This is a genomic window from Sanguibacter gelidistatuariae, from assembly GCF_900096585.1.
GTDB lineage: Bacteria > Actinomycetota > Actinomycetes > Actinomycetales > Cellulomonadaceae > Sanguibacter > Sanguibacter gelidistatuariae.
In genome coordinates, this window is sequence record NZ_FMYH01000016.1 from 1 (window position 1) to 2,497 (window position 2,497).

Genomic DNA, 2,497 nt, shown 5'->3' on the forward strand with positions numbered 1-2,497 from the left:
TAGGCTTGGTCAACGTCGAGGTCCTCGTGGAGCAGTGGCTTAGTCACTACTGATCCTGAGGGCCTCGACCTACGTCACCACGGACCCCGTGCGCACCGGCGCGTCACGCTCCTCCCACCGCAACTCTGATGAGCCGTCAATCGAGACGTAGTACATGCCCGCGTCCGGCTCAGCGAGAAAGTCTCCAGAAGGGACTTCGGCGGCGTATTCGTCAACATCGGGCACCTTATAGTGAGTGACATTGACTTGCGTCGATTCTTTACCGTTAAGGTAGGCATCGACGTTGAGCACTTGCCGATTGGGACTCAGGGCAATGTCTTGATAGTGCTGGCTGCCCGTGGCGAATTCAGGGAGATCCATCGAATCGATGTTTCCATCAATTGATGTGTGTGTATGAATAATGACGTACGGCCGGTTCATTATCAGTTCCTTCTCAGGTGTAATCAGATTCGAACACTGGGATGTTGACAGCATGTTTCTACTAAAGGCGCGAAGCAGTTGGGCTGGCTTCAGGGGGTGTCGGTGGGCGCCAGTGCGATGTGGATGCGCGTCCCATCCGGGAGCGCACGAAGCGCGCTCAGGTCGTAGCTAAAGCGCCCCATCCGCACCAGTCCCGGCCACCGTCCGGGACTGCCGTAGAAAAGGACTAGTCCTTGCGTGGGAGCGTAGTAGCCGATCTCTCCCGGTCCGGGGGCGTCGGCATCTGGTACGCCGCGCAGAGTCAGGGATCGACCGAGAGACGCTACCTTCTCTACCTGGTTGAAATCGTTGAAAACGAGATCGAGAGGCAGCGCCTGAGCGAGTTCGCGCGCCACTGGATGGTCATTCAGCTCGGCCTCGACACGGGTGTCGTCAATGGTCAACTCGATCTTCATGTCGCATCCCTCCCGACGGTGAATTCTGTGGCTGCGAGGGCGGAGGTTTCGTATTCACTGGCGGCCCACGAGGCGAGCAAGCGCATCGCATCTTCAGAGCGGGACCCGGGCTCCGCGACGTAGATGGTGAGAGTCAGGCCGGGTTCGGCCGCCATCTCCAGCCCCTCATACGCCAATGTGAGTTCACCGACGACAGAGTGGTGGAACGTCTTGGAACCGGTGCCGTGATGGCGGACATTGTGTGCGCTCCACCGGCGCCGGAAATCCTCGCTGCGGGTACTGAGCTCGCCGATGAGGTCGTGGAGTTCCTTGTTGTGCGGGTCGCGTCCCGCCTCAGTGCGCAATATTGCGACGGTGACCTCGGCGAAGAGATCCCAGTCGGGATAGAAATCACGTGCCCGTTCGTCGAGGAAGGTGAACCGGGCAATATTCGGCGGCTGGCCCGGCATGTCGTAGACATCCTTATAGAACGCCCGAGCCAGGGTGTTGACGGCGAGAATATCCATGCGTCCGTTGCGAACGAACGCCGGACCAGCCGTGATGGCATCCAGAGCCCATTGCAGACTCTGATGCGCTGCCCATGTCTTCGAGTTACGGCGCCGAGGTGGCCTCGCCACGGGGCCTGCCGAATGGGCAAGATCAAATAGGTGCGCACGCTCAGCGTCATCCAGGCGCAACGCCTTGGCCAGGCTGTCAAGAATCTCGGGTGAAGCGCCGCCGATCGTGCCGCGTTCAATGCGCGTGTAGTACTCAATGCTCACTCCGGCCAAGGTCGCCACTTCACTGCGACGCAACCCGTCAACCCGCCGATTGGTGCCGGCGGGGAGTCCAACCTGTTCCGGGGTGATCCGGGCGCGACATGAGGTGAGGAACTCCCGCACTTCCGTTCGATTATCCATACTCCGACGGTAGCCGAGACCCCTGAGTTGTGGGGGACCCTTGTGGTACCTCCACCGGGCGGGCCTCCCCCCGGGGCACGATGAGTGCTGTACTTGTGATTGAGAAGAATCGATTGTGAGGAGAGTACCCATCATGCGTGGAGTCATCATGCACGCCCCCAGCGATGTCCGTGTCGTCGATCGCGAAGACCCGAGAGTCATCCACCCCACCGACGCGATCATCCGCGTCACCGCATCCTGCGTCTGCGGATCCGACCTCTGGCCATACCGCGGTGCCGATGATGCGGCGGATGCCCCGATGGGTCACGAGTACGTCGGCGTGGTCGAAGAGATCGGTACCGACGTGAAAACAGTGAAACCTGGTGACTTTGTCGTCGGCTCGTTCATGGCCTCGGACAACACCTGCGAAATCTGCCAGGCCGGATACCAGTCCCGTTGCGTCCAGGTCGAGGTAATGGGCATGATCGGCACCCAGGCCGAGCGCGCCCGTATCCCGCACGCCGATGGCACCCTCGTCGCCACCCCCGGCCAGCCCGCACCCGACCTGATCCCGTCGCTGTTGGCAGCCTCGGATGTACTCGGCACCGGCTGGTTCGCCGCGGTCGCGGCCGAGGTGGGCCCGGGAAAGACTGAAGCGCCCCAGGTTTGATGCCGCTCCTGTTTGAGTCCAGGAGAATGAGCACCATGCCCAAGAAGATCGACGAAGAACTGAAGGCCCGTGCC

At 61.2% G+C, this 2,497-nt stretch carries 3 protein-coding genes and 1 pseudogene; 1 reads left to right on the top strand and 3 read right to left on the bottom strand.

Annotated features, from left to right (window positions below; genetic code table 11):
* Window positions 1-69 precede the first annotated feature (69 nt).
* From BLQ50_RS18115 to BLQ50_RS18125, 3 genes are all read right to left on the bottom strand, one after another.
* Window positions 70-420: a hypothetical protein gene (locus tag BLQ50_RS18115; protein ID WP_139185876.1), complete on the bottom strand. Its 351-nt coding sequence runs from the start codon at window positions 418-420 to the stop codon at window positions 70-72.
* 89 nt (window positions 421-509) lie between these two features.
* Window positions 510-875, bottom strand: a complete 366-nt coding sequence (locus BLQ50_RS18120) for a cyclophilin-like fold protein (RefSeq protein WP_093186919.1) — start codon at window positions 873-875, stop codon at window positions 510-512.
* Entirely contained in the window at window positions 872-1,774 is a 903-nt protein-coding gene (locus tag BLQ50_RS18125; protein WP_093186922.1) for a helix-turn-helix transcriptional regulator, read from the bottom strand. Before BLQ50_RS18125 ends, BLQ50_RS18120 begins: the two co-directional genes overlap by 4 nt.
* A 133-nt stretch (window positions 1,775-1,907) precedes the next feature.
* Here BLQ50_RS18125 and BLQ50_RS18130 point away from each other — a divergent pair.
* Window positions 1,908-2,411, top strand: a pseudogene (locus tag BLQ50_RS18130) (alcohol dehydrogenase catalytic domain-containing protein); the annotation flags it as partial.
* Window positions 2,412-2,497: the final 86 nt, after the last annotated feature.

Coding starts and splice junctions, on each gene's coding strand:
- BLQ50_RS18115 (WP_139185876.1), bottom strand. CDS start 420: ATGAACCGGCCGTACGTCATTATTCATACACACACATCAATTGATGGA.
- BLQ50_RS18120 (WP_093186919.1), bottom strand. CDS start 875: ATGAAGATCGAGTTGACCATTGACGACACCCGTGTCGAGGCCGAGCTG.
- BLQ50_RS18125 (WP_093186922.1), bottom strand. CDS start 1,774: ATGGATAATCGAACGGAAGTGCGGGAGTTCCTCACCTCATGTCGCGCC.